Consider the following 20,317-nt stretch of genomic DNA (forward strand, 5'->3'; position numbering starts at 1 on the left):
CCATGGCGGACGGACTCGTGCAGGCCCGCGGGCTGACCAAGCGCTTCGGTCGCGTCGAGGCCGTGCGCGGGATCGACCTCGACGTCGGGCGCGGCGAGGTGTTCGGCTTCCTGGGGCCCAACGGCGCCGGCAAGTCCTCGGCCATGCGGATGATCGCCTGCGTGTCCCCGCGCAGCGCGGGCGACCTGCAGGTCCTGGGCATGGACCCCGACCGCGACGGGCCGGCCATCCGGTCCCGCATCGGGGTCGTCCCGCAGCTGGACAACCTCGACCTCGAGCTCAGCGTCCGGCAGAACCTGCACCTCTACGGGCGCTACTTCGGGCTGTCGCGGTCCGCGGTCCGGGCCAAGGCCGTCGAGCTGCTGGAGTTCGCCCGGCTCACCGAGCGCGCCGAGGACGAGGTCGAGCCGCTGTCCGGCGGCATGAAGCGGCGGCTGACGATCGCCCGCGCCCTGGTCAACGACCCCGAGCTGCTGCTGCTCGACGAGCCCACCACCGGCCTCGACCCGCAGGCCCGGCACCTGGTGTGGGAGCGGCTCTACCGGCTCAAGCGCGAGGGCGTCACGCAGATCATCACCACCCACTACATGGACGAGGCCGAGCAGCTGTGCGACCGGCTCGTTGTGATGGACGGCGGCGTCATCGTGGCCGAGGGGGCACCGCACGAGCTGATCGGGCGCTACTCCACCCGGGAGGTCCTCGAACTGCGCTTCGAGCCCGAGCACCGGCCCTCCGGCGACGTCCTCTCCGGCGTGCTGGCCGGGCGGGTGGAGCGGGTCGAGGAGCTGCCCGACCGGCTGCTCGTCTACACCGCCGACGGCGAGGCCGCGCAGGCCGCCGTCACCGCGGCCGGGCACCGGCCGCTCGCCGCGCTGGTGCGCCGGTCCTCGCTGGAGGACGTCTTCCTCCGGCTCACCGGCCGCACCCTGGTCGACTGATGGCCGGCGAGGCCGACCGGGCCACCGGGCGCGTCCCCGGGCCCTGGGGCGGTGTGGCGCTGGTCGTGGAGAACCACTGGGAGTGGTACCGGCGCAACTGGCGGGCGACGGCGGTGTCCACCGTCGTCCAGCCGCTGCTGTTCGTGCTGGCCTTCGGGGTGGGGTTCGGGGCGCTCGTGCGCGGCTCGGGCCAGGTCGCGGCGGCCACCGGGGGCGTCGACTACCTGGTGTGGATCGCGCCCGGCCTGCTGGCCATGTCCGCGGTGCAGACCGGCGCCTTCGACTCCACCTACCCGGTGCTGTCCGGGTTCAAGTGGCAGCGCACCTACACCGCGATGACGGCGGGCCCGATCACCCCGGGCCAGGTCGCGCTGGGCCACCTCGGCTGGCTGGCGGTCAAGACGGCGGGCGCCGGGCTCGTCTGCGCCGCGGTGATCGCGCTGCTGGGTGGGGTCGCGGGGCCGGGCATCCTGCTCGCGGTGCTGGTCTCGGTGCTCACCGGGGCCGCGGTCGCGGCGCCGATCACCGCCTACTCGGCCACGCTGGAGACCGAGGGCGCCTCCTTCCCGGCGATCTTCCGCTTCGTCGTCATCCCGATGACCCTGTTCTCGGGCACCTTCTTCCCGGTCGACAGGCTGCCCGAGCTGGTGCGCCCGCTGGTGGGGGTCTCGCCGCTGTGGCACGGCACCGAGCTGGCCCGGGCGGCCGCGCTGGGCGGCCCGTGGCCGCCGTGGCCCGCGGTCCTCGGGCACGTGGCGTACCTGCTGGCGCTGCTCGGCGTCGGCACGGTGCTGGCCGTGCGCACGTTCACCCGGCGGTTGGCCCGATGACCGGCCCGGTGGGCACGGTCCCGCACCCGCCGCGCGCCTGGCGGCTGCTGCCCTCCGGCGGCTACGCCGGGCGGGCGCACCTGCTGCTGGAGCGCTCGGCCACGGCGTCGCGCCGCTCGTGGCTGGTGTTCCTGTCCGGGTTCTTCGAGCCGGTGTTCTACCTGCTGGCGATGGGCCAGGGGCTGGGCTCGCTGGTCGGTGAGCTGCCCGGCCCGGACGGCGCGCCCATCGGCTACGCCGCCTTCATCGCCCCCGGACTGCTGGCCGCCTCGGCGATGAACGGCGCCGTCTTCGACTCCACGTTCAACGTGTTCTTCAAGCTCAAGTACGCCAAGCTCTACGACGCCATGCTGGCCACGCCGCTCGGCGCGGTCGACGTCGCGCTCGGGGAGATCGGCTGGGCGCTGGTGCGCGGCGGGCTGTACGCCGTCGGCTTCCTGCTGGTCATGGCCGGCTTCGGGCTGCTCGGCACGCCGTGGGCGCTGCTGGCGCTGCCGGCGGCGCTGCTGGTCGCGCTGGCCTTCGCCGCGGTGGGCATGGCGGCCACCTCGTTCATGCGCTCCTGGCAGGACTTCGACCTGGTCACGCTGGTCACGGTGCCGATGTTCCTGTTCTCCACCACCTTCTACCCGCTGTCGGTCTACCCGGGCTGGCTGCAGGTGGTGGTCGAGTGCCTGCCGCTCTACCACGCCGTCGAGCTGATGCGCGGGCTCACGACCGGGGCCGTGTCCCTCGCCCTGCTGGGCCACGTCGCCTACTTCCTGGTGATGGCCGTGCTGGGCGGGGCCGTCGCGGCCCGGAGGCTGGAGGCGCTGCTGCTGCGGTGACACGCCGCGACGACCCGGTGACGTGCGGATCCGGACCCGCCGTCGGTTGCTGTGGCCGGGGTGCTCCGACGCGGTGACAATGTGGCCATGACGGTCACCTCGCAACGCTCCGCCCTGACCGACACCGTGCGCAGCGCGGTGGTGGCCCTGCTCGCGGTGGCCCAGATCGTGGTGTCCGGAGTGGGCGGGATCGGCGGCGTGGGCGACTCCGTCGGCGACGTGGCCCGCGACTACCCGACGCCGCTGCTGGCCGCCGGCTGGGCGTTCGCCATCTGGGGGCCGATCTACCTCGGGTTCCTCGCCTACGCGGTCTACCAGCTGCTGCCCGCGCAGCGCCGGCGCGCCGTGCACCGCGAGACGGGCTGGTGGCTGGCCGCGTCGGCGGTGCTCAACATGGGCTGGATCCTCTCGTTCGGGGCCCGCTGGCTGCCGCTGGCCGAGGTGATGCTGGTCGGGCTGCTCGCGGTGCTGGCGGTGGTGTTCGGTCGACTCAGCCGCACGCCGGCCAGCGGCGTCGTCGAGCGGATCGTGCTGCGCGGCACCGTCGCGCTCTACACGGGCTGGGTCTCGCTGGCCACGGTGCTCGGCACCGCGGCCACCGGCGTGTGGGCGGGGCTGCCCGGCGACGGCGCGCTGGCCACGGTGGCCGGGGTCGTCGTGCTGGTGGCCACGGCGGCGATCGTCGGCTGGGTGCTGATCTCGGGCACCGCGGTCGTCGGGTACGCGGCCGCGGTCGTGTGGGGGCTGGCGGGGATCGCGCTCAACGACCGGCCCGGCGCCGTCGCGGCGGCGGCGGTGCTGGCGATCGTGGTGGCGCTGGCCGCGACGGCGCGCCGCGTGAGCACGGCGGGGAACCCGAAGCGGGCCGCCTGGGGCTGAGGTCCCCCGTCACATCGGCTCGGTCCGCGGCGCCTTCCGGCCGTACCCTCTGCTGCGACCGCACCCAGGCCGCGGTCCAGGCGGGAGGCCACCCATGATCACCGGCAGCATCGTCGCCCTGGTCACCCCGATGCGCGAGGACGGCGCGGTCGACCACGCGGCGCTGGCCAAGCTCACCGACCGCGCGGTCGAGGCGGGCACGGCCGCGATCGTCTCGGTCGGCACGACCGGCGAGTCGGCCACGCTCGACGTCGCCGAGCACACCGACGTCATCCGCAACACCGTGCAGGTGGTGGCGGGGCGGGTGCCGGTGATCGCCGGGACGGGCGCGAACAGCACCGCCGAGGCCATCCACCTGACCGCGGCGGCCAAGCAGGCAGGCGCGGACGCGGCCCTGCTGGTCACCCCGTACTACAACAAGCCGCCCCAGGAGGGCCTGTACCGGCACTTCCGGGCCGTCGCCGAGGCCGTCGACCTGCCGCAGTACCTCTACAACGTGCCCGCCCGCACCGCCTGCGACATGCTGCCCGCGACCGTCGAGCGGCTCGCCGCGGTGCCGAACATCGTCGGGCTGAAGGAGGCGCTGGGCACCCTCGACCGGGTCCGCGAGCTGGTGGCGCTCGGCCTCGACGACTTCGCGCTGTACTCCGGCGACGACGCCACGGTCCGGGAGTCCATCCTGGCCGGCTTCCACGGCACCATCTCGGTCACCGCCAACGTCGCACCGGAGCTGATGGCCCGGATGTGCGCGGCCGCGGTGGCCGGCGACGCGGCGACCGCGGCCGAGCTGGACGCGAAGCTGGCCGCGCTGCACAGCGCGCTGTTCGCCGAGCCGAACCCGATACCGGTCAAGTGGGCGCTGGCCGAGCTGGGGCTGTGCGAGGCGGGCATCCGGCTGCCGCTCGTCCCGCTCGACCCCGCCCACCACGAGACCGTCCGCGCCGCCCTCCGCTCGGCCGCCCTCCTGTAGCCACCCGCGCTCCTCGCTCCAACCCGCGCCCAGCCCGCTCGCCCTGCCCGCGCCGCAACCCAGGCCGCCATGAAGGTGGCCTTCCTGAACTTCCGGCGCCGGCGGCGGCGCGGGGGAGACCGCGTGGCGGGTGCGCTCACAGGGGGCCCACCGGGGTGGGGCTACCCTGGATCAGCGTGACAGCTCCGTCCGTGTTCGCCGATCTCGAACCCCTCCTGCCCCGCGTGGCCAAGCCCGTCCAGTACGTCGGCGGGGAGCTGAACGCGCAGCTCAAGGACTGGGAGTCGGCCGCGGTGCGGTGGGCCCTCATGTACCCCGACGCTTACGAGGTCGGGCTGCCCAACCAGGGCGTCATGATCCTCTACGAGGTGCTCAACGAGCGCGCCGACGCGCTGGCCGAGCGCTGCTACGCGGTCTGGCCCGACCTCGAGGCCCTGATGCGCGAGCACCGCGTCCCGGCCTTCACCGTCGACGGGCACCGCCCGCTGGGCGCGTTCGACCTGCTGGGCGTCAGCTTCTCCACCGAGCTCGGCTACACCAACCTGCTCACCGCGCTCGACCTGGCCGGCATCCCGCTGCACGCCGTCGACCGCACCGACGAGCACCCGGTCGTCGTGGCCGGCGGGCACGCCGCGTTCAACCCGGAGCCCATCGCCGACTTCGTCGACGTGGCCGTGCTGGGCGACGGCGAGGAGGTGGTCGGCGAGATCACCGACGTCGTGCGCGACTGGAAGGCGCAGGGCCGCCCCGGTGGCCGGGCGGAGCTGCTGGCCCGCCTCGCCGCCACCGACGGCTGCTACGTGCCGTCGATGTACGAGGTCGAGTACGCGCCCGACGGCGGGATCGCCGCCGTCCGGCCCCGGGAGAGCGCGCCGGCGTCGGTCACCAAGCGCACCACCTCCGACCTCGACTCCTGGCCCTACCCGAAGGCGCCGCTGGTGCCGCTGGCCGAGACCGTGCACGAGCGGGCCAGCGTGGAGATCTTCCGCGGCTGCACCCGGGGCTGCCGGTTCTGCCAGGCCGGCATGATCACCCGCCCGGTGCGCGAGCGGTCGCTGCGCGGCGTCGGCGAGATGGTCGACGCCGCCGTGCGCGCCAGCGGGTTCGACGAGGTGGGCCTGCTCTCGCTGTCCAGCGCCGACCACTCCGAGATCGCCGAGATCACCAAGGGCCTGGCCGACCGCTACGAGGGCACCAACACCTCGCTGTCGCTGCCCTCCACCCGGGTCGACGCGTTCAACATCGACCTGGCCAACGAGATCAGCCGCAACGGCCGCCGATCCGGGCTCACGTTCGCCCCGGAGGGCGGCTCCGAGCGCATCCGCCGAGTGATCAACAAGATGGTCTCCGAGGAAGACCTGATCCGCACGGTCTCCGAGGCGTTCGCGCAGGGCTGGCGGCAGGTCAAGCTCTACTTCATGTGCGGGCTGCCCACCGAGGAGGACGAGGACGTCCTGGAGATCGCCGGCATGGCCCACCGCGTCATCCAGGCGGGCCGGGCCGCATCCGGGCGCAACGACGTGCGCTGCACCATCTCCATCGGCGGGTTCGTGCCCAAGCCGCACACCCCGTTCCAGTGGGCCCCCCAGGCCCACCCCGACGTCGTCGACGAGCGGCTGCGCAAGCTGCGCGAGGCGGTCAACAGCAACCGCAAGCTGGGCCGCAACATCGGCATGCGCTACCACGACGGGCGCCCCTCGCTCATCGAAGGGCTGCTGGCCCGTGGCGACCGCCGGGTCGGTCGGGTGATCGAGCGGGTCTGGCGCGAGGGCGGGCGCTTCGACGGCTGGAGCGAGCACTTCTCCTACGACCGGTGGACGGCCGCGGCGCAGGCCGAGCTGGAGCCGCTGGGCGTGTCGCTGGAGTGGTTCACCACCCGCGAGCGCGACCGCGACGAGATCCTCCCGTGGGACCACCTCGACTCCGGCCTCGACCGCGACTGGCTCTGGGACGACTGGCAGGACGCGCTGGCGGGTACCGAACAGGACGACTGCCGCTGGACGCCCTGCTTCGACTGCGGGGTGTGCCCGTCCACGGGCACCGACATCGAGGTGGGCCCCAGCGGCACCACGCTGATCCCGCTGACCGTGGTCGGCGGGGGACCGACCAGTGGAGGCGCGAGTGCGGGTGGCTGATCCACCGGTCACGATCCGGGTGGCCGACGAGCGCGACGTCACCGCGCTCGCCGGGCTCCGCCGGGCCTGGCTGGAGGAACGCACCGGGGCGCCCGTCGAGGACCCCGGCTTCGAGGCCACCTTCGCCCAGTGGTGGCGGGTGGAGCAGCCGCGCCGGACGTTCTGGCTGGCCGAGGTGGGCTCCGAGCGCAGTGGCTGGACGGCGGTCGGCTCGATCAACGTCGTGGAGATCGTGCACATGCCGCGCCCCGGCGCCCGCGGCGGGCGGATCGGGCACGTGGGCAACGCGTTCGTGCTGGCCTCCTTCGCCGACCGGGGCCTGCCCGGCGCGCTGCTGTCCGCGGTGATCGAGCACGCCAGGACCCGCCGCTACCGCAGGCTGCTGCTCGCGCCCACCGCCGCGAGCACGCCGTTCTACCTGCGGCAGGGCTTCGTCCCGGCCGGCAACTCGCTGCTCGCCCTCGACCCGTCCACCCTCGCCCCGCCCGCCGCGGAACCCCACCCCGCCGCCGAACGCCCCCGCTGACCCTCCCGCCGCCCTCCGCCCACTCCGCCGTCGCCCCGCCCCCGCTCTCGGATGTCAGGAAAGCCACCATCAGGACACCTGGCGTCCTGATGGTGGCTTTCCTGACATCGGGTGGGAGGGGTGGGAGGGGTGGGAGGGGCGCTGTGGGAGGGGATCGGGTGGGCAGCCCCTAGGGTGGGGGCATGGCCCGCGTCAGGCCGGGAGAGGCCGCCAACCCCGCACCGCCCACGGTCCAGCGCGTCCGCATGCGGTTCGCCAAGCGCGGGCGGCTGCGGTTCCTGTCCCACCGCGACGTGGCCCGCAGCTTCGAGCGGGCCGTACGGCGTGCGGGGGTGCCGGTCGCGCACTCGCACGGGTTCAGCCCGCACCCGCGGCTGTCCTGGATCGGGGCGGCCCCGACGGGGTCGGCCAGCGAGGCCGAGTACGTCGAGATCGGGCTCACCCGGCCGATGGAGCCGGCCGAGCTCGCCGCGGCCCTGGACGCGGCGCTGCCGGCCGGCCTGGACGTGCTCGACGCCGCGGTGGCCGAGGGCGCGGCGCTGGCCGACCGGATCGACGCCAGCCGCTGGCGGGTGGAGCTGCCGGGCGTGGAGCCGCACGAGCTGCTCGCAGCGCTCGACGCGCTGCTGGCAACCGACTCGTTGATCGTCGAGCGGGTCACCCCTTCGGGGCGCCGGAACATCGACGTCCGCGCTGCTCTGGTGCGGGCCGAGGTCGACCCGCCGGCACCCGGCGACGCGCCGGTGGAGGCGGTGCCACCGGACGGAACCCCCGGCGCGGGTCGAACCTGTGCGATAATGACGGCGGTCGTACGGCAGACGACACCCGCCGTTCGACCCGACGACGTGTTGGGCGCACTCGATGTTGTCGCAGGCCTCAGGCCGCCGGCCCCCGCGAAGGCGACCCGGATGGCCCAGGGACTGCTCGACCATCGAGGCGACCTGGCCGACCCACTCGGCTCAGATCGGGTCACCACCCGGAATTGAGCCTGCGGGCGGTTCACACCGGGCCCCTACCGGTGGTCGCACGCCGTCGAGGACGATCCGCCCCTCGGGGCGGCTGGGACGAAGGATTGCCCTGCGCGCACCGCGCGGAGGGAGAACTGCACGTGCCCCTGCGCGGCCGCCTCTCACTGGAGGCGCCCGGGGGCGGAGGAGCTGAATGTCGAATAACGAGCCGCCCGCCGGGAACGCCGGCGGGCTCGTCGGAGTACCCGATCTGCCCGCACGGATGCGCGTGCACGCCCTGGCCAGGGCGATCTCCCGGACCAGCCGCGAGGTCTTGGCCGCGCTGGCCGACCTCGGGGTCGAGGTGCGCAGCGCCCAGTCGAGCGTCGACCGGGCGGCCGCCGAGCGGGTGATCGCGGCGCTCGCGCCCGACGCCGCGGGCGCCGCCGTCGCGGTCGCCGAGGCGCCGGAGGTCGTCGAGGTCACCTCCGAGGCCGAGCCCGTCGCGGCGCCCGAGCCGGGGATCGCCGAGCCGGCGATCCCCGAGCCGGTGGCCGGGGCGGCGCCGTCGCTGGCGCCGGTGTTCGCCCCGCCGACGCCCCTGTTCCAGCCCCCGACGCGCCCGTCGCGGCGCCGCCGCGCCCCCGAGCCGGAGCCCGTCCTGGACGTGGAGCCCGAGCCCGAGGACGACGCACCGGTCGACGAGGCCGACACCGACCAGGTCGACGACCGCGCGGGCGACGACCTCGACGACGACGGCACCCGCCGGCGTCGCCGGCGCGGGCGCCGGGGTCGCGGCCGCGGTCGCGGCGCCGAGGACGGCACCGACGACGGCACCGACGAGTCCGATGACGACGACGAGGCGACCGACGAGGCCGAGTCGGCCGACGACGCGGAGGCCGAGGACGACGACGCCGCCGACGAGTCCGCGGACGACGCCGACGGCGATGGCGGCGGTTCGCGCCGCCGTCGCCGTCGCCGCCGTCGCCGCGGTTCGGCTGACGACGCGGACGACACCGCCGACGCCGTCGACCCGCCGAACACCGTCACCAAGGTCCGCCAGCCCCGCCGCTCGGAGAGCCGGGACGACTCCGGCTCCGACAGCTCCGACGGCGTGCAGAGCGTGCGCGGCTCCACCCGGCTGGAGGCCAAGCGCCAGCGCCGCCGCGACGGCCGCGACGCCGGTCGCCGCCGCGCCCCGATCCTGACCGAGGCCGAGTTCCTGGCCCGCCGCGAGTCCGTCGACCGCACCATGGTCATCCGCGAGCGCGGCAGGCGCGTCGAGATCGGCGTCCTCGAGGACGACATCCTCGTCGAGCACTTCGTCGCCGACGTCGGCGGCGGCCAGGGCGGCACCGGCCCGTCCATGGTCGGCAACATCTACCTCGGCCGCGTGCAGAACGTGCTGCCCAGCATGGAGGCGGCGTTCGTCGACATCGGCCGGGGCCGCAACGCGGTCCTCTACGCCGGCGAGGTCGACTGGGACGCCGCCGGCCTCGGCGGCAAGGCCCGGCGCATCGAGCAGGCCCTCAGCAGCGGCGACAGCGTGCTCGTCCAGGTCACCAAGGACCCGGTCGGGCACAAGGGCGCCCGGCTGACCACGCAGATCAGCCTGGCCGGCCGGTTCCTGGTCTACGTGCCCTCCGGGGGCGCGGCCGGGATCAGCCGCAAGCTGCCCGACGTCGAGCGCAAGCGGCTCAAGGACATGCTCAAGGAGATCGTCCCCAGCGAGGCCGGGGTGATCATCCGCACCGCGTCGGAGGGCGTGAGCCACGAGGCGCTGGAGCGCGACGTCCGCAGGCTGCAGGTGCAGTGGGACGTCATCAAGGGCAAGGCCGAGGCCACCGGGCCGAACCGGCCCAAGGCGCCGGTGCTGCTCTACGAGGAGCCCGACCTGCTCATCAAGGTCGTGCGCGACCAGTTCAACGAGGACTTCACCCGGCTGGTCGTCGAGGGCGACGACGCGTGGGAGACCCTGCAGAACTACGTCGGCCACGTGGCGCCCGAGCTGGCCGACCGGCTGCACCGCCACGTCGGCCCGAGCGACGTGTTCGCCGAGCACCGCATCGACGAGCAGCTGCTCAAGGCGCTCGACCGCAAGGTCTGGCTGCCCTCCGGCGGCACGCTGGTCATCGACCGCACCGAGGCGATGACCGTCATCGACGTCAACACGGGCAAGTTCACCGGCTCCGGGGGCAACCTCGAGGAGACGGTCACCCGCAACAACCTGGAGGCGGCCGAGGAGGTCGTTCGCCAGCTGCGGCTGCGCGACATCGGCGGCATCATCGTCATCGACTTCATCGACATGGTGCTCGAGGCCAACCGCGACCTGGTGCTGCGCAGGCTGACCGAGTGCCTCGCCCGCGACCGCACCCGCCACCAGGTCGCCGAGGTCACCTCGCTCGGCCTGGTGCAGATGACCCGCAAGCGGGTCGGCGGCGGGCTGCTGGAGCACTTCTCCACGCCGTGCGAGCACTGCCGGGGCCGTGGCGTGGTCGTGAACGTCGACCCGGCCGTCGAGGCGCCCGTCCGCGAGGCCGGGCGGGAGAACGGCAAGGAGGCCGTCCGCGAGAACGGGCGCGGCGACAACGGCCGCCGCTCCGAGCGGGAGAACGGGCGCCGCTCGCGCGGGCGCAACCGGCGCGGCGACGCCGACGAGCGCGCCGACCGCGGCGCGGCGAGCGTCGAGGTGGGCGCGCCGTCCCCGATCGCCGAGGTGGCCGCGGCCAGCGGGCTCGCCCCGGCGCCGTCGGACGTCGTCGCCGAGGTCGAGGCTCCCGTGCTGGAGGCGCCGGTCGAGGTCGACGCCGACGCCCCCGTCAGCGACGCGCCCGCCGTCGAGCCCGCGACGGTCGCCGTCGAGGTGCCGGCCGGCGCCGTCGAGAGCGGTGCCGTCGAGACGGCGGCCGACCACGAGCGGTCGGGCGCCGCCGACCCGGCGGCCGACGCCGTCGAGGAGGTGGTGGTCGAGCGCGCGCTCGTCGAGCAGCGCAACGGCCACGCCCCCGCCGAGGAGGCGCCCCCGGCGGCTCCCAGCGCCAACGGGCACGCCGACGAGCGCAACGGCCAGACCCGCCCCCGGCGCCGCGGCCGGGTCACCCGCACGGCCGGCGCACCCGCGCCGGCCAGCGGCGACGCCCCCACCGCCGCGGTCGTCACGGTCGGCGCCGACCAGGCGAGCACGGGCCCCGCCCCGGCCGCCGCCCCGGTGCCGCCCCAGCCGGAGCCCACCGCGGCGACCCGTCCGCGCCGGGCCCGCCGCGCCGCGTCGCGGCCCGCAGGGCCCCCCGCGGACGGCCCGGCACCGGGGGAGGGCGACCCGGTTTGACCCTCCGAGAACCGCTTCCGTACCCTGGAGACCTGCGCCGCAGTCCGCGGTCGGCTCAGCCGGCCGGCGCATCGCGGCACGCGCCTGGGCGACCAGGCGCTTCGTCCCCCCGAGCTTTGGAGCAGTGCGTCGATGTACGCGATCGTCAAGACCGGCGGTAAGCAGTACAAGGTGGCCGTCGACGACGTGATCACCGTGGAGAAGGTCAAGGGCGACCCCGGCGCGGAGTTCAGCCTCGCGCCGCTGCTCCTGGTCGACGGCGCGGACGTCACCACCGACGCCGACGCGCTGGCCGGGTTCACGGTGACGGCGAAGGTCGTCGAGCACACCAAGGGCCCGAAGATCCGGATCCACAAGTTCAAGAACAAGACCGGGTACCACAAGCGGCAGGGCCACCGCCAGCCGCTGACCAAGGTCCAGGTCGTCGGCATCTCGAAGTCGAAGTCGAAGTAGGGAGACGCAGCCATGGCACACAAGAAGGGTGCGTCCAGCTCGCGCAACGGCCGCGACTCGAACGCACAGCGACTGGGCGTGAAGCGCTTCGGCGGCCAGGTCGTCAGCGCGGGCGAGATCCTCATCCGCCAGCGCGGCACCAAGTTCCACCCCGGCGCCGGCGTCGGCCGCGGTGCCGACGACACGCTGTTCGCGCTGGTCGAGGGCGCGGTCCAGTTCGGCTACACCAAGGGCCGCAAGGTCGTGAACGTGGTGCCGGCCGAGGTCTGAGACCCGGCAGGCAGACACAGCTCCGCTGCGGCGGGCCGCCCGGGAACGGGTGGCCCGCCGCTGTCGTTCGGCGGGCTGACCAGAGAGGGAGAACAAGGTGTCGAGGTTCGTCGACCGCGCGGTCGTGCACGCCACTGCGGGCGCCGGCGGGAACGGCTGCGCCTCGGTGCACCGGGAGAAGTTCAAGCCGCTGGGCGGGCCCGACGGCGGCAACGGGGGGCGCGGCGGGTCCGTCGTGCTCGTCGTCGACCCGAACGTGCACACCCTGCTGGACTTCCACCACCACCCGCACGCCACCGCGGGCAACGGCAAGCAGGGCCAGGGCGGGTTCAAGGCCGGGGCCAACGCCGAGGACACGGAGCTGCGCGTCCCGGACGGCACGGTCGTGTTCGACGAGTTCGGCGACATCGTCGCCGACCTGGTCGGCTCGGGCACCCGGTTCGTGGCCGCGGCGGGCGGTCGGGGCGGGCTGGGCAACGCCGCGCTGGCCTCCTCGGCGCGCAAGGCGCCCGGCTTCGCGCTGCTCGGCGAGCCGGGGGAGACCCGCAAGCTGGTCCTGGAGCTGCGCTCGATGGCCGACGTCGGCCTCGTCGGCTTCCCGTCGGCGGGCAAGTCGTCGCTGGTGGCCGCGCTGTCCGCGGCCCGGCCGAAGATCGCCGACTACCCGTTCACCACGCTGGTGCCCCAGCTCGGGGTGGTCAGCGCGGGCGAGGACGTGTTCACCGTCGCCGACGTGCCCGGGCTGATCCCGGGCGCCTCCGAGGGGCGCGGGCTGGGCCTGGACTTCCTGCGCCACATCGAGCGCTGCTCGGTGCTGGTGCACGTGGTCGACTGCGCCACCTTCGAGTCCGACCGCGACCCGGTCTCGGACGTGCAGGCGCTGGAGGACGAGCTCGCCCGCTACACCCCGGCGCTGGGCGGCGACCTGACCGACCGGCCCCGCCTGATCGCCCTCAACAAGATCGACGTACCCGACGCGCGCGACCTCGCCGAGATCGTCACCGCCGACCTGACGGAGCGCTTCGGCTGGCCGGTGCTGCCGATCTCCACGGCCAGCCGGACCGGGCTGCGCGAGCTGTCGTTCGCGATGGCCGAGCGGGTGCGGGCGCACCGCGCCGCCCAGCCCGTCGCGGAGCCCACCCGGGCCGTGCTGCGCCCGGTCGCGGTCGACGACTCGGGCTTCACCATCGAGGAGGACCGCGAGCTGCCCGGCGGCTTCGTCGTGCGCGGTGCGCGGCCAGAGCGGTGGGTCCGCCAGACCTCGTTCGACAACGACGAGGCCGTCGGCTACCTGGGCGACCGGCTCGCCCGGCTCGGGGTCGAGGAGGCGCTGGCCAAGGCGGGCGCCGAGCCCGGCTGCCCCGTGACGATCGGTGATGTGACCTTCGACTGGGAACCGAACACCCCGGCCGGTATGGCGGTGATGATGGGTCGGCGCGGCACCGACGCCCGCCTCGACCGCACCGGTCGGATCAACGCCGCGGTGCGCAAGGCCGCCCGCGCGGACCGTCGCCGCCACCACACGGACGAGGAGCTGTTCGGCCCAGCGGACTCCGCCGACCTGGGCTCCGACACCGACGATGACGAGCACTGACGAGAACGAGACCGCCACCGGCGCACCCGGTGCACCGCCCGTCCCGCCGCGGACCGCGCTCGGCGCGGCCCGCCGCGTCGTGGTCAAGGTCGGGTCGTCCTCGCTGACCAGCCTGGCCGGGGGGCTCGACCCGGCCCGCCTGGACGCCATCGTCGACGCGCTGGCCGCCCGCCGCGCCGCCGGCAGCCAGGTGGTCCTGGTGTCCTCCGGCGCGATCGCGGCCGGGCTGGCCCCGCTGCGGCTGGCCCGCCGCCCGCGCGACCTGGCCACCCAGCAGGCCGCGGCGGCCGTCGGCCAGCTGGCGCTGGCGCAGGCCTACGGCGAGTCCTTCGGCCGGCACGGCCAGCTGATCGGCCAGGTGCTGCTCACCGCCGACGACATGATCCGCCGCGCGCACTACCGCAACGCCCAGCGCACGCTGGAGCGGCTGCTCGGGCTCGACGTGCTGCCGGTGGTCAACGAGAACGACACGGTCGCCACCGACGAGATCCGGGTGGGCGACAACGACCGGCTGGCCGCGCTGGTGGCGCACCTGGTCGGGGCCGACGCGCTGGTGCTGCTGTCCGACGTCGACGGCCTCTACGACGGCGACCCCCGCCGGCCGGGGTCGCGGCTGCTGCCCGAGGTCGAGGCGCCCACCGACCTGGAGACCGTGCGCATCGCTTCCCCCGGCGCGGGCAGCCTCGGCACCGGCGGCATGGCGACCAAGATCACAGCGGCGGCGATGGCGTCGGCGGCGGGCATCCCGGTGCTGCTGGCCGCGGCCGAGCAGGTCGGCGCGGCGCTGGCGGTCGGCTCCGGCGGGCCCACCGTCGGCACGGCTTTCCGGCCGTCCGGGCGGCGGATGTCGGCGCGCCGGTTCTGGCTGCGCCACGCCGCGGACGTCCGCGGCAGGCTCCAGCTCGACGACGGCGCGGTGGCCGCGGTGGTCGGGCGCAGGCGATCGCTGCTGGCCGCGGGCATCCACGCCATCTCCGGCGACTTCGACGCGGGCGACGTCGTCGACCTGGTCGCCCCCGACGGCACGGTGGTCGCCCGCGGGGTGGCCGGCTTCGACGCGGGCGAGCTGCCCGCGCTGATCGGGCGGCGCACCCGCGACCTGGCCCCCGAGCAGCGCCGCGAGGTCGTGCACGCCGACGACCTCGTGCCCTTCTGAGCGCACCCGGCCGACCCGCACCCGACCGGGTGCCGGAGAAGTGACCGGTCAGCGGTTGCTCAGATGAGCGGGGGGCGGCCAGACTCGGGCCGGTGACGGCGGCGGACCGGGCGGGCGCGCACATGGTCGACGCGCTGTGCGCGGCCGGGCGCATCCGCAGCCCCGCCGTCGAGCGCGCGTTCCGCAGCGTGCCGCGCCACGTGTTCCTGCCCTCGTTCGCGGTGCACGAGGCCTACGCCGACGACGCGATCCCCATCCGGTTCGCCGAGGGGGCCGCCACGAGCTCGGCGTCGCAGCCGTCGATGATGGCGATCATGCTGGAGCAGCTGGAGCTGCGCTCGGGGCAGCGGGTCCTGGAGATCGGCGCGGGCACCGGCTACAACGCGGCCCTGATGGCCACCGTCGTCGGCCGCGAGGGTCTGGTGGTCGCGGTCGACATCGACCAGGAGCTCATCGACGACGCCGCCGCGCACCTGGCGGCCGCCGGTCCCCGGCTCGACGCGGCCGGTGCCGGCCCGGTGGAGCTGGTCTGCGCCGACGGAGCACTCGGGCACCCCGAGCGCGCCCCCTACGACCGGATCGTGCTGACCGTCGGCAGCGACGACGTCCGTCCCGAGTGGTTGGCCCAGCTGGCCGAGGGCGGCAGGCTGCTGCTGCCGCTCGCGGTGCGCGGCAGCCAGCTCTGCGTCGCGCTCGACCTCGGCGAGGACGGGGTGCTGCGCAGCGACTCGGTGCAGAGCTGCATGTTCATCCGGCTGCGCGGCATCGGCTCGGCGACCGGGAGCACGGTCGTGCTGGGGCGCACCGACCTGGCCGTCGAGGTGCCGTCGGACGGGTTGCCCGCCGACCCCGACCGCCTGCTCGCCGCGCTCGTCGAGCCGGGCGAGGTGATCCGGATGCCGTTCCCGCTGCGCCAGGCCGACATCTGGGACGGCTTCGGGTTGTGGCTGGCGCTCACCGAGCCGGGCGCGTGCCGGCTGGTCGCGGCGGGCTCCGGGACACCGGCCAGGGCAGGGATCGACCTCGTCGCCGAGGACCTCCTGCCGGTCGGGTCGTCGACCGCCAGCCTGGCCCTGGTCACCTCGCACGGGCCGGTGGGGTTGGCCCTGGTGGTGCAGACCGCCGACGGGCGCCAGGCCCTGCGCTGCTTCGGCCCCGCCGGGGTCGACCTGGCCGCGGTGCTGGTCGGCTCGATGCAGGCCTGGGCGGCCGTCGGCCGGCCCGGCGCCCCGGACTGGCGGCTCACCGTCGTGCCCGGCGGGACCGGCGAGCCGGGGCCGGGCGTGGTGCCCAAGCCGCACGCCACGGTGCTGGCCGAGGTCCGCTCGCACGGCTCGCCCGCCGTCGCCGGCTGAGGCGCGTCAGGCGGAGGGCCCGGTCAGGGCGGCCGGGTGGACGCCGGTCAGCTCCGCGGACACCTCCCAGAGCCGCCGGGCCAGGTCGGGGTCGTCGGCCGGGTGGCGGATCGGCTCGACCGCGGGCCGGAACGGCCCGCGGCGCGGACCGGGTCCGACCATCGTGGCGCCGGGCAGGTCGGCGGCCACGGCGTGCACCAGCGCGGCCGCGCCCGCCTCGGCGCTGCGGCCCAGCAGCGACCCCAGCAGCCTGCCCACCGCCCTGGCCCCGGCCGACGGCGCGCTGGTCGGCATCGCGGTGCGGGCGACGCCGGGGTGGGCGAGCAGGCTGCGCACCGGGGAACCGGCGGCCAGCAGCCGCCGCTCCAGCTCCAGCCCGAACAGCGCGTTGGCCAGCTTGGAGCCGACGTAGGCCCGCGTCTGGGAGTACCGGGTGGCCGCGGTGAGGTCGGCGAAGTCGATCCGGCCGAGGGGGTAGAGCCCGGACGAGACCGTCACCACGCGCGGGTCGGTCCCGGTGACGAGCCGGGGCAGCAGTAGGCCGGTCAGGGCGAAGTGGCCGAGGTGGTTGGTGGCGAACACCAGCTCGTGGCCCTGGGGGCTCAGCGCGCGGGGGCCGCCGCCGATGCCGGCGTTGTTCAGCAGGGCGTCGACGGGGCGGCCGTCGGCGGGTACGCGCTCGGCGAAGGCGCGCACCGAGTCGAGGTCGCCGAGGTCGAGCCGCTGCACGTCGAGGTCGGCGCCGGGCAGGTCGGCCAGGAGGTCGCGGCGAACCGCGGCGCCCTTGTCGACGTCGCGCACGGCGAGCACGACCGCGGCGCCGCGGCGGGCGAGCTCGCGGGTCGCGGCCAGGCCGAGGCCGCTGCTGGCGCCGGTGACCACGATCCGGCGGCCGGTGAGGGGCGGGACGTCCACGGGAACCTCCGGGGGAGAATCGGATTGGCAATCCGTTTCACCGTAGCAGCTAACCGGATGACCTATCCGTTCGGATGCGAGATCCGGATCGGTAGACTGGGGCCGTGCCCCCCGCCCCGCTGCGCGCCGACGCCGCCCGCAACCGCGAGCGCGTGCTGGCCGCCGCCCGGGCCGCCGTGATCGCCGGCGACGCCTCGCTGCCGCTCAACGAGATCGCCCGCCGGGCCGGAGTGGGCGTGGGCACCGTCTACCGCCACTTCCCGACCCGTCAGGCCCTGCTCGAGGCCGTCACCGACGAGCCGCTTGCCCTGCTGCTGGCCGAGGTCCGCGCCGCGGCGGCCGACCCCGACCCGGGCGGCGGGTTCGCCCGGCTGGTGCGGGCGGCCGGCCGGATCGAGATCGACAACGTCGGCTTCGCCGAGGTGCTCACCGGCGACGACCCCGCCGCGGCCGCCACCGCGGCGAAGCGGGCCGAGCTGATCGCGGTGGCCGAGCGCGTCCTCGAGCGGGCCAGGGCGGCGGGGGTCGTGCGCGCCGACGTGACCGCGGGCGACGTCCAGCGCCTCGTCTGCGGGATCGGCCACGCCGCCCGCCTGGGCGGCGCCGACCCGCACGAGCGGGCCGAGCTCTACACCGAGCTGCTGCTCGCCGGCCTGCGGCCGTAGCCCGCGGGGCCGCCGCCCCGGTGACGCGTCCTCGCAGCGGCGGTGTGCTCCCCGCAGGCGCGGCGGCCCCTGCGAGGAGGCCGCTCGGCCTGCGAGGAGGGGGATCAGCCGTCCAGGGCCAGCGCGAACGGCAGCACGGCCGGGGCGCCGGCCTGGCGCAGCGCGCGGGCGGCGACCGTCATCGTCCAGCCGGAGCCGATCACGTCGTCGACCAGCAGGACCGGGCCGTCGACAGCGCCGAGGTCGGGGACGTCCTTCCAGGACTCCCAGACCGCGGCCAGGCGCTGGGCGGAGTTGGCCTGGCCGGAGGGCCGGTCGCCGCCGGGGACGAGGGTGCCCAGCAGCGGGAGCCTGCCGATCTCGCTGATCCGGCGGGCGAGGTGCTCGAGCTGGTGGGGGCGGCGGCGGGAGCCGATGCCGACCACGCCCACCGGGCGCTCCTCCCACCCCCACCCGGCCAGCACCCGCACGACAGCGTCGAGCACGTCCTTGCCGACGGGCGCGTCCTCGGCGTCCGCGCCGACCAGCTCGCGCAGGCGGGTGCCCCAGCCGATGTCGGACAGCCGCCCGATCACCCGGCCCTCGGCGGCCTGCTCGCCGGCCGCGATGCGCCCCGAGACCGGCACGCCCAGCTCGGTCATCCCCGACGGCCACTGCTTGCGCGGCGGCACCGGCACGCCCGGCCGGGCCAGCCGCTCGCCCGCCGCCTCGGCCGCGCCCTCGTCGACCCGCGCGGACCAGGTCGAGCCCGCGCAGTTGTCGCACCGACCGCAGGGCGCGGCGTCGGTGTCGTCGAGCTGGCGGCGCAGGAAGACCAGCCGGCACTCGCTCGTCGTGAGGTAGTCGAGCATGGCCTGCTGCTCGGCCCTGCGGGCCTGGGCGATGCGCTGGTGGCGCTCGCGGTCGTAGACCCACTCCTGGCCGGTGCCGATCCAGCCGCCCTTGACCCGCTTGGCCGCGCCGTCGCAGTCGAGGACCTTGAGCAGCATCTCCAGCCGGCTGCGCGACATGTCGACCCTGGTCTCGATGGCCGCGGTGGACAGCGGATCGGGGCCGAGCACGGCCAGGGTCTGGCGGACGAGCGGCTCGGGCGGGAAGGCCAGCGAGGCGAAGTACGCCCAGATGTCGCGGTCCTCGCGGCCCGGCAGCAGCACGACCTCGGCCCGCTCGACCGCGCGCCCGGCGCGCCCGATCTGCTGGTAGTAGGCCACCGGCGAGGCCGGTGCCCCCAGGTGCACCACGAAGCCGAGGTCGGGCTTGTCGAAGCCCATGCCCAGCGCGCTCGTGGCCACCAGCGCCTTGACCCGGTTGGCCAGCAGGTCGCCCTCGGCGGCGAGGCGCTCCTCCGGCTCGGTCTTGCCGGTGTAGGCCGCGACCGGGAAGCCGCGCTCGCGCAGGAAGTCGGCGACCTCCTCGGCGGCCTGCACGGTGAGGGTGTAGACGATGCCGGCGCCGGGCAGCTCGGCGAGCTTCGCGGCCAGCCAGCCCAGCCGCTGCGCCGGGGTGGGCAGCGGGACGACCGAGAGCCGCAGGCTCTCGCGGTCGAGCGAGCCGCGCAGCACCAGCGTGCCCTCATCGTCCGGGCCGGCCTCGCGACCCAGGCCGAGCTGCTCGGTGACGTCGGTGACGACGCGGTCGTTGGCCGTGGCCGTGGTGGCCAGCACCGGGATGCCCGCGGGCAGCTCGGCGATCAGCGAGCGCAGGCGGCGGTAGTCGGGGCGGAAGTCGTGGCCCCAGTCGGACACGCAGTGCGCCTCGTCCACCACCAGCAGCCCGGCGCCGGCGGCCAGCCGGGGCAGGACCCGGTCGCGGAAGTCGGGGTTGTTCAGCCGCTCCGGGCTGACCAGCAGGACGTCGACCTCTCCGGCATCGACCGCGGCGTAGGTGCGCTCCCAGTCGCCGGTGTTGGCCGAGTTCACCGTGACGGCGCGGATGCCGGCCCGGGCGGCGGCGTCGATCTGGTTGCGCATCAGGGCCAGCAGCGGCGAGACGATCACCGTCGGGCCGGCGCCCCGGGCCCGCAGCAGGGCGGTGGACACGAAGTACACCGCCGACTTGCCCCACCCGGTGCGCTGCACGACCAACGCGCGGCGGCGCTGCTCGACCAGCGCCCGGATCGCGGTCCACTGGTCCTCGCGCAGCCGGGCGTGCGGGCCGGCCAGGGTGGCCAGCACGGCCTCCGCGCGCTCGCGCAGGGCCGGGTCGATGCGCTCTCCGGTGCTCTTCACGTGCTCCATGGTGGCCGAGGCGACCGACAGCGCCGCAGGGGCACCCGCGCGCCTGTGGACAACCCGCCCGTCCACCCGGGCGTGTGAAGGGGGCCGGGGCGGGGAACGCCTCCGCCATGAGCAGCCTGTTCCGCAGCCGCCCGTTCGCCGTCCGCCGCTGCACGCGGTGCACGCGGGCGGCGGTGGTCGTCGTCGAGCCGGTCGAGCAGGCCCCGCCGGTCGGGGCCTGCGTCGACCACCTGGAGTGGGTGTTCCTGCTCGACGTCGACGAGTGGACGGGCCGCAGGCGCACCGTCTGATC

18 protein-coding genes are annotated in these 20,317 nt (G+C 75.5%); 16 read left to right on the top strand and 2 right to left on the bottom strand.

The window, feature by feature from the left end; genetic code table 11:
• Window positions 1-2: 2 nt before the first annotated feature.
• From KDL28_RS16195 to KDL28_RS16260, 14 genes are all read left to right on the top strand, one after another.
• A complete protein-coding gene (locus KDL28_RS16195; protein ID WP_252439407.1) occupies window positions 3-938 on the top strand; it encodes an ABC transporter ATP-binding protein in 936 nt (311 codons plus the stop codon).
• On the top strand, window positions 938-1,768 hold the full coding sequence (locus KDL28_RS16200; protein ID WP_252439409.1) for an ABC transporter permease: 831 nt from the start codon (window positions 938-940) through the stop codon (window positions 1,766-1,768). Before KDL28_RS16195 ends, KDL28_RS16200 begins: the two co-directional genes overlap by 1 nt.
• Window positions 1,765-2,595, top strand: a complete 831-nt coding sequence (locus KDL28_RS16205) for an ABC transporter permease (RefSeq protein WP_252439411.1) — start codon at window positions 1,765-1,767, stop codon at window positions 2,593-2,595. Before KDL28_RS16200 ends, KDL28_RS16205 begins: the two co-directional genes overlap by 4 nt.
• 87 nt (window positions 2,596-2,682) lie before the next feature.
• Window positions 2,683-3,474, top strand: coding sequence for a TspO-related membrane protein (locus tag KDL28_RS16210; protein WP_252439413.1), 792 nt, complete (start codon window positions 2,683-2,685; stop codon window positions 3,472-3,474).
• A gap of 94 nt (window positions 3,475-3,568) precedes the next feature.
• Window positions 3,569-4,444 carry a 4-hydroxy-tetrahydrodipicolinate synthase gene (gene dapA / locus KDL28_RS16215; RefSeq protein WP_252439415.1) on the top strand — a complete coding sequence of 292 codons (876 nt, stop codon included), beginning with the start codon at window positions 3,569-3,571 and terminating at the stop codon, window positions 4,442-4,444.
• A gap of 176 nt (window positions 4,445-4,620) precedes the next feature.
• Complete coding sequence (locus KDL28_RS16220; RefSeq protein ID WP_252439417.1) at window positions 4,621-6,579, top strand: TIGR03960 family B12-binding radical SAM protein; 1,959 nt, start codon at window positions 4,621-4,623, stop codon at window positions 6,577-6,579.
• Window positions 6,572-7,105, top strand: coding sequence for a GNAT family N-acetyltransferase (locus tag KDL28_RS16225; protein ID WP_252439419.1), 534 nt, complete (start codon window positions 6,572-6,574; stop codon window positions 7,103-7,105). The genes KDL28_RS16220 and KDL28_RS16225 overlap by 8 nt, the downstream gene beginning before the upstream one ends.
• Before the next feature lie 182 nt (window positions 7,106-7,287).
• On the top strand, window positions 7,288-8,091 hold the full coding sequence (locus KDL28_RS16230; RefSeq protein ID WP_252439421.1) for a TIGR03936 family radical SAM-associated protein: 804 nt from the start codon (window positions 7,288-7,290) through the stop codon (window positions 8,089-8,091).
• A gap of 175 nt (window positions 8,092-8,266) precedes the next feature.
• The gene (locus tag KDL28_RS16235; RefSeq protein ID WP_252439423.1) at window positions 8,267-11,380 is read left to right on the top strand and encodes a translation initiation factor IF-2 N-terminal domain-containing protein; all 3,114 of its coding nucleotides are present in this window, start codon (window positions 8,267-8,269) and stop codon (window positions 11,378-11,380) included.
• Window positions 11,381-11,512: 132 nt separating this feature from the next.
• Entirely contained in the window at window positions 11,513-11,833 is a 321-nt protein-coding gene (rplU, locus tag KDL28_RS16240; protein ID WP_252439425.1) for a 50S ribosomal protein L21, read from the top strand.
• 12 nt (window positions 11,834-11,845) lie between these two features.
• Window positions 11,846-12,103 carry a 50S ribosomal protein L27 gene (gene rpmA / locus KDL28_RS16245; RefSeq protein WP_252439427.1) on the top strand — a complete coding sequence of 86 codons (258 nt, stop codon included), beginning with the start codon at window positions 11,846-11,848 and terminating at the stop codon, window positions 12,101-12,103.
• 97 nt (window positions 12,104-12,200) lie between these two features.
• Entirely contained in the window at window positions 12,201-13,697 is a 1,497-nt protein-coding gene (obgE, locus tag KDL28_RS16250; protein WP_252439429.1) for a GTPase ObgE, read from the top strand.
• Window positions 13,684-14,853: a glutamate 5-kinase gene (proB, locus tag KDL28_RS16255; RefSeq protein WP_252439431.1), complete on the top strand. Its 1,170-nt coding sequence runs from the start codon at window positions 13,684-13,686 to the stop codon at window positions 14,851-14,853. The genes obgE and proB overlap by 14 nt, the downstream gene beginning before the upstream one ends.
• A 92-nt stretch (window positions 14,854-14,945) precedes the next feature.
• A complete protein-coding gene (locus KDL28_RS16260; protein WP_252439433.1) occupies window positions 14,946-16,208 on the top strand; it encodes a methyltransferase domain-containing protein in 1,263 nt (420 codons plus the stop codon).
• 6 nt (window positions 16,209-16,214) lie between these two features.
• Here KDL28_RS16260 and KDL28_RS16265 read toward each other — a convergent pair whose 3' ends face one another.
• Window positions 16,215-17,123 (bottom strand): SDR family NAD(P)-dependent oxidoreductase, encoded by a 909-nt coding sequence (locus KDL28_RS16265; RefSeq protein ID WP_252439435.1) that lies wholly within the window; start codon window positions 17,121-17,123, stop codon window positions 16,215-16,217.
• 104 nt (window positions 17,124-17,227) lie between these two features.
• Here KDL28_RS16265 and KDL28_RS16270 point away from each other — a divergent pair, with 104 nt between their 5' ends.
• On the top strand, window positions 17,228-17,788 hold the full coding sequence (locus tag KDL28_RS16270; RefSeq protein WP_252439437.1) for a TetR/AcrR family transcriptional regulator: 561 nt from the start codon (window positions 17,228-17,230) through the stop codon (window positions 17,786-17,788).
• 104 nt (window positions 17,789-17,892) lie between these two features.
• Here KDL28_RS16270 and KDL28_RS16275 read toward each other — a convergent pair whose 3' ends face one another.
• Window positions 17,893-20,016, bottom strand: a complete 2,124-nt coding sequence (locus KDL28_RS16275) for a RecQ family ATP-dependent DNA helicase (RefSeq protein WP_252439439.1) — start codon at window positions 20,014-20,016, stop codon at window positions 17,893-17,895.
• A 116-nt stretch (window positions 20,017-20,132) separates the two neighbouring features.
• Between KDL28_RS16275 and KDL28_RS16280 the strand changes: the two genes are divergently transcribed.
• Window positions 20,133-20,315 carry a hypothetical protein gene (locus KDL28_RS16280; protein ID WP_252439441.1) on the top strand — a complete coding sequence of 61 codons (183 nt, stop codon included), beginning with the start codon at window positions 20,133-20,135 and terminating at the stop codon, window positions 20,313-20,315.
• Window positions 20,316-20,317 lie beyond the last annotated feature (2 nt).

The sequence above is a fragment of the Pseudonocardia humida genome (assembly GCF_023898865.1).
In the GTDB taxonomy this organism is placed as follows: domain Bacteria; phylum Actinomycetota; class Actinomycetes; order Mycobacteriales; family Pseudonocardiaceae; genus Pseudonocardia; species Pseudonocardia humida.